Source organism: Streptomyces triticirhizae (assembly GCF_003696235.1).
GTDB lineage: Bacteria > Actinomycetota > Actinomycetes > Streptomycetales > Streptomycetaceae > Streptomyces > Streptomyces triticirhizae.
Genome location: NZ_RFFJ01000273.1, coordinates 1 through 6,003, shown reverse-complemented (window position 1 = coordinate 6,003; position 6,003 = coordinate 1). Strand labels below are relative to the sequence as shown.

Sequence of the window (6,003 nt, the reverse complement as noted above, 5' to 3'; positions counted from 1 at the left end):
GAGCCCGTCGCGGGCGAGGCGCCCGCCGCCGAGCCGGCGCCGGCCCGCCGCCGCGTGGCCCGCAGGGCCGCCGGCTCGCCCGAGGGCGCCGAGGAGGCCGTGGTCACCGTGGTGACCGCCGAGCCGGCCGAGTCCGTCGAGTCGGAGCCGGAGTCGGAGCCGGAGGAGGCCGAGCCGGCCGCGAAGGCGGCCAGGGCCACCGCCAAGAAGGCCACGACGCAGAAGGCCACCGCCAAGAAGACGACGGCCAAGAAGTCCACGGCCAAGAAGGCGGCCAAGAGCGCCCCGGCGAAGAAGTCGGCGGCGAAGAAGACCACCGCCAAGAAGGCCACGACCAAGAAGACGACCGCCAAGAAGACGACGGCCAGGAAGGCGTCGTCCACGGCGGCCGAGGACTGACATCCGCGGGAGTGTCCCGGAACGCCCGCGCGCGTGCGACGCTCGCGCGCGGGCGCCGGGGGAACACGGCGGATTTGACCGGCTTGTTGAGCCGTCCGTATTCTTGGCGATCGGCGTGTCACTGGACCCGCCATGCCTCTGAGCACCTTCCTCCCGACGACTGCCAACGGCCGTTCGCCGCGCGGTCGGGAGAGGCCGGGCGCCTCGTCGCCCGTCGCTGGCATCAGGGGCTCCGCATCGAGTGAGAGAGAGTTTGGCGTGTACGCGATTGTGCGCACCGGCGGTCGACAGCAGAAGGTCGCCGTGGGCGACGTCATCGAGGTCGACCGGCTGGCGACGAAGGAGGTCGGCGACACCGTCGAACTCTCCACCCTGCTCGTGGTGGACGGGGAGACCGTGACCAGCGACCCGTGGGTGCTGGCCGGCGTGAAGGTTCAGGCCGAGGTGCTTGACCACCACAAGGGCGAGAAGATCCGGATTCAGAAGTTCAAGAACAAGACCGGCTACCGCCGGCGGATGGGTCACCGTCAGCTGCACACCCAGCTGAAGATCACCGAGATCCCCGCCCCGGCCGCGAAGTAAGGGACTGAAGCGAGATGGCACACAAGAAGGGCGCGTCCTCGACGAGGAACGGCCGTGACTCCAACCCCCAGTACCTTGGCGTGAAGCGGTTCGGCGGCCAGGTCGTCAACGCGGGCGAGATCCTGGTCCGGCAGCGTGGCACCCACTTCCACCCCGGCAAGGGTGTGGGCCGTGGCAAGGACGACACCCTGTTCGCCCTCCAGCCGGGCGCGGTGCAGTTCGGCACCTACCGTGACCGTCGGGTCGTGAACGTGGTGCCGGTCGCCGCCAGCTGAGGCGCGGCCGGGAGAAGCATCCGGGGCGGACCGCACTTCCCTCGCCGGGAAGCGGTCCGCCCCTGGCGTTGTTGGCCCAGCAGACCCACCGTTCGCGCAAGACCCACCGTTCGAAACCGCCGGGAGGCACCTGTCATGACCACCTTCGTGGACCGCGTCGAGCTGCATGTCGTCGCGGGTAACGGGGGCCACGGCTGCGCCTCCGTGCACCGGGAGAAGTTCAAGCCGCTGGGCGGCCCGGACGGCGGCGACGGCGGGCGCGGCGGGGACGTGATCCTCGTGGTCGACCCCGAGGTCACCACGCTGCTCGACTATCACCACCGGCCGCACCGCAAGGCCACCAACGGCAAGCCGGGCGCGGGCGGGAACCGCACCGGCGCGCTCGGCAAGGACCTGGTGCTGCCGGTGCCCGACGGCACCGTGGTGCTCAGCCCCTCGGGCGAGGTGCTGGCCGACCTGGTGGGCGCGGGCACCACGTTTGTCGCCGGACAGGGCGGCCGGGGCGGCCTGGGCAACGCGGCGCTCGCCTCGCCGCGCCGCAAGGCCCCCGGCTTCGCGCTGCTGGGCGAGCCGGGCGAGAGCCGGGACCTGGTGCTGGAGCTGAAGACCATCGCGGACGTGGCGCTGGTCGGCTACCCCAGCGCCGGCAAGTCCTCGTTGATCTCGGTGCTGTCGGCGGCCCGGCCGAAGATCGCCGACTACCCGTTCACCACCCTGGTGCCCAACCTGGGCGTGGTGACGGCCGGCGAGACCGTCTACACGGTGGCCGACGTGCCCGGGCTGATCCCGGGCGCGAGCGAGGGGCGTGGCCTGGGGCTGGAGTTCCTGCGCCATGTGGAGCGCTGCGCGGTGCTGGTGCACGTGCTGGACTGCGCCACGCTGGAGACCGAGCGCGACCCGCTCACCGACTTCGAGGTGATCGAGGAGGAGCTGGCCCAGTACGGCGGCCTGGACGATCGGCCCCGGCTGGTCGTGCTCAACAAGACGGACATTCCCGAGGGCCAGGACCTGGCCGACATCGTGCGCCCCGAACTGGAGGCGCGCGGCCTGCGCGTTTTCGAGGTCTCGGCCGTTTCCCGAAAAGGTCTTCGGGAACTCTCCTTCGCGCTCGGCGAGCTGGTCGCCTCCGCCCGCGCCGCGAAACCGCGCGAGGAGGCCAAGCGCGTGGTGATCAGGCCCAAGGCCGTTAACGAGGTCGGCTTCACCGTTACCCCGGAAGGTGAAGGTTTGTTTCGGGTTCGGGGAGAGAAGCCGGAACGTTGGGTGGTGCAGACGGACTTCAGCAACGAGGAGGCCGTCGGTTATCTCGCGGACCGGCTCAACCGGCTGGGCGTGGAGGACGAACTGCTGCGCCTGGGCGCCAGGGAGGGCGACGGCGTCGCGATCGGGCCCGAGGACGACGCGGTGATCTTCGACTGGGAGCCGTCCGTCACGGCGGGCGCCGAGATGCTGGGCCGGCGTGGCGAGGATCACCGGATGAACCCGCTGCGCCCGGCCGCCCGACGGCGCCGGGACCGCGAGGCCCAGCGCCGGGACGCCGCCCAACGGGAATTCGAGGAATTCCGGCCCTTTGACTGATTTGCGCGCTTGGCGGCTTGTAAGGAACGCGTGAAAACCCCTGCTCCGCTGGCCGTTTGGGGGCCCCGCAGGGTACCGGTACGCTGTCTCAAAGCGATAACGGTCAACAACGGTTAGTCCGGCTTGGGGGTCAAGCTTCGACGGGGGTTAACCTTCTCCTCGCGTAGGCGACACTTCTTGATACCGGCAGGAGCTTCCTTGACCATGCAACCCAAAGGGCCGTCCCCGCACACCACAGCGGTCGTTCTCGCCGGTGGCACGGGCCAGCGTGTGGGGCTTTCCATACCGAAGCAGCTGATCAAGGTCGCCGGTAAGGCCGTCATCGAGCACACCCTGGCCATCTTCGAGGAGGCCGATGACATCGACGACGTCATCGTGCTGATGGCCCCCGGGTACGCGCAGGACGTCGAGCGCATCGTGGCCAGGAGCGGGCTGACCAAGGTCAGTCGGGTCCTGGAGGGCGGCGCCACCAGGAACGAGACCACCCAGCGCGCCATCGAGGCCCTGGGCGAGGGCCTCGCCGAGGGCGAGGACCGCAACGTCCTCTTCCACGACGCCGTGCGCCCGCTGCTCTCCCAGCGCGTGATCAGCGACTGCGTCCGGGCGTTGGAGCGCTACCAGGCGGTGGACGTGGCCATACCGTCCGCCGACACCATCATCGTCACCCGCACCCACGGCGAGGACGGCGAGTTCATCACCGACGTCCCCGACCGCTCCCGGCTGCGGCGCGGCCAGACCCCGCAGGCGTTCCGGCTCTCCACCATCCGCCGCGCCTACGAGATCGCCGCCGACGACCCCAACTTCCAGGCCACCGACGACTGTTCCGTGGTGCTGAAGTACCTGCCCGACGTGCCGATCCACGTCGTCCCCGGCGACGAGTTCAACATGAAGGTGACCCAGCCGGTCGACGTGTTCCTCACGGACAAGCTCTTCCAGCTGGCCTCCACGGCCGCCCCCGCGCAGTCCGACGAGGCCGCCTACCGCGAGCGGCTCTCCGGCAGGACCATCGTGGTCTTCGGCGGCTCCTACGGCATCGGCAAGGACATCGCCGACCTGGCCGCCGGCTACGGCGCGACCGTCTACCCGCTGGGCCGCTCCACCACCGGCACCCACGTGGAGAACCCGGAGGACGTCGCCGCCGCCCTCGCCAAGGCGCACGCCGACACCGGCCGCGTCGACTACGTGGTGAACACCGCCGGCGTGCTGCGCATCGGCAAGCTCGCCGAGACCGACGACGCCACCATCGAGGAGGCGCTCAAGGTCAACTACCTGGCCCCGGTGCGGATCGCCAGGGCCGCCCACCGCTATCTCGCGGAGACCGGCGGCCAGCTGCTGCTCTACACCTCCAGCAGCTACACGCGGGGCCGGGCCGAGTACAGCCTCTACTCCTCCACCAAGGCCGCCATGGTCAACCTCACCCAGGCGCTCGCCGACGAGTGGGCCGCCGACGGCATCCGCGTCAACTGCGTCAACCCGGAGCGGACCGCCACCCCGATGCGCACCAAGGCGTTCGGGCAGGAGCCGGCCGGCACGCTGCTCTCCTCCGAGGCCGTCGCCCGCACCTCCCTCGACGTGCTGCTGTCCAGCATGACCGGCCACGTCATAGACGTCCGCCAGCAGGACCCCACCGCCGACGCCACCCAGGCCGGCTCCTTCGAGCGCGCCCTGGCCGCAGCCCTCAGCTCCGACGCCGCCGGGGGGGTGGCATGACGGCAGGACTGCTGCGCCGCCTCGCCGGCGTGACGACCACCGCCGAGCTGCTGGCGGCGCTGGTCGTGGTGGTCAGCTACCCCGTGATGCTGCTCACCGCACTGCTGCCGGTCACCGGTGGCTTCGTCGTCGCGGCGGCCGCGAGCTACCTCGGCGACCACTACCTGCACCGCAGCGGCAGCTATCTGCTGGTGCGCATGGGCAAGGCCAGGGTCGGCCTCACGGTCCGCTTCCTGGTCCGCCAGCTGCTGCTGGTGCTGCTGTTGGCCCGCACCGGCTGGACCGAGGAGACGGTGGCCCAGGTCGCCGTCGTCGGGCTGCTCGCGTTCTACGCGCTCCAGATCCCGCACACCGCGCTGGTCACGGTGCTGCGCCGCAAGCGCAGGCTGCCGTTCGCCACCCGCAACATCGACCTGTCGACCATGCCGGTGCCCGACGGCGCCCCGCGCTGGCTCACCCACCGCGCGGTCGAGAAGGTGCTGCACGCCGAAGTCCCCCTGTTCGCTGGGCTGTTGGCGATGGTGATCACGGAGGACACCGGCTACGGCTACGCCGGGATCGTCGCGGCCCCCGCGCTGGTGCTGCTGTACCTGCTGGCGCTGCTGCCGTACCTGCGCGCCGCCAAGCTGCCGCCCGACCCGGAGGCCGCCCTGGAGTGGTTCGACGGCTGGCTGCGCGAGCACCGCCCGGAGACCGCGCTCTACTTCTCCGGCTCCAAGGAGTCCGTCTACCAGGTCGACATGTGGCTGGAGACCATGGAGCGGCTGGACACCAGGCCGCTGGTGATCCTGCGGGAGCGGGCCATCCTCAACCGGCTGGCCACCACCACCGTCCCGGTGGTGTGCGTGCCCAGCGCGGTCCACCTGATGAACATGGACCTCTCCATGCTCCGCGTCGGCCTCTACCCGGCCAACGTCGGCAAGAACCTCCACCTGCTGCGGGTGCCCACCATGAAGCACGTCTTCATCGGGCACGGCGACAGCGACAAGATCGCCAGCATCAACCCCTACGCCAAGGCGTACGACGAGGTGTGGACGGCCGGCCGCGCCGGCCGGGACCGCTACGCGCTGGCCGACGTCGGGGTGCGCGACGAGGACATCGTCGAGGTGGGCCGCCCCCAGCTGGCGTCCATCCTGCCGGCGAGCGCCCGCCCCGAGGGCCGCATCCCCACCGTGCTCTACGCCCCCACCTGGGAGGGCTGGACCGACGACCCGGGCAACACCTCGCTCATGCTGGCCGGCGAGAACATCATCCGCCGGCTGCTGACCGCCGAGCGCCCGGTGCGGGTCATCTACAAGCCGCACCCGTTCACCGGCACCCGCAACCCGGCCGCCGGCGCCGCCCACCAGCGGATCGTCGCGCTGATCGAGGAGGCGGCCGTCGCCCGCGCCGCCGACCCGCGCTGGGCCGCCGAGGCCGAGCGCACCGCCGCCGAGCGGGCCGCCGCGCGGGCCAGGCT

General features: G+C 71.2%; 6 protein-coding genes. All 6 read left to right on the top strand.

The genetic code is table 11. The features are described 5' to 3' along the window. The coding region (locus tag EBN88_RS30915; RefSeq protein WP_407703476.1) for a hypothetical protein at nt 1-399 on the top strand (399 nt) is incomplete at its 5' end. 258 nt (nt 400-657) lie between these two features. Further along, nucleotides 658-981 carry a 50S ribosomal protein L21 gene (gene rplU, locus EBN88_RS27835; protein ID WP_122399805.1) on the top strand — a complete coding sequence of 108 codons (324 nt, stop codon included), beginning with the start codon at nt 658-660 and terminating at the stop codon, nt 979-981. A gap of 14 nt (nt 982-995) precedes the next feature. Continuing rightward, nucleotides 996-1,256 carry a 50S ribosomal protein L27 gene (gene rpmA / locus EBN88_RS27830; protein ID WP_122399804.1) on the top strand — a complete coding sequence of 87 codons (261 nt, stop codon included), beginning with the start codon at nt 996-998 and terminating at the stop codon, nt 1,254-1,256. 135 nt (nt 1,257-1,391) lie between these two features. Continuing rightward, nucleotides 1,392-2,834: a GTPase ObgE gene (obgE, locus tag EBN88_RS27825; protein WP_122399803.1), complete on the top strand. Its 1,443-nt coding sequence runs from the start codon at nt 1,392-1,394 to the stop codon at nt 2,832-2,834. Nucleotides 2,835-3,038: 204 nt separating this feature from the next. Beyond that, nucleotides 3,039-4,544 carry a bifunctional cytidylyltransferase/SDR family oxidoreductase gene (locus tag EBN88_RS27820; protein ID WP_122399802.1) on the top strand — a complete coding sequence of 502 codons (1,506 nt, stop codon included), beginning with the start codon at nt 3,039-3,041 and terminating at the stop codon, nt 4,542-4,544. Then, on the top strand, nt 4,541-6,003 hold a 1,463-nt coding region (locus EBN88_RS27815; RefSeq protein WP_122399801.1), incomplete at its 3' end, for a hypothetical protein. The genes EBN88_RS27820 and EBN88_RS27815, both read left to right, overlap by 4 nt.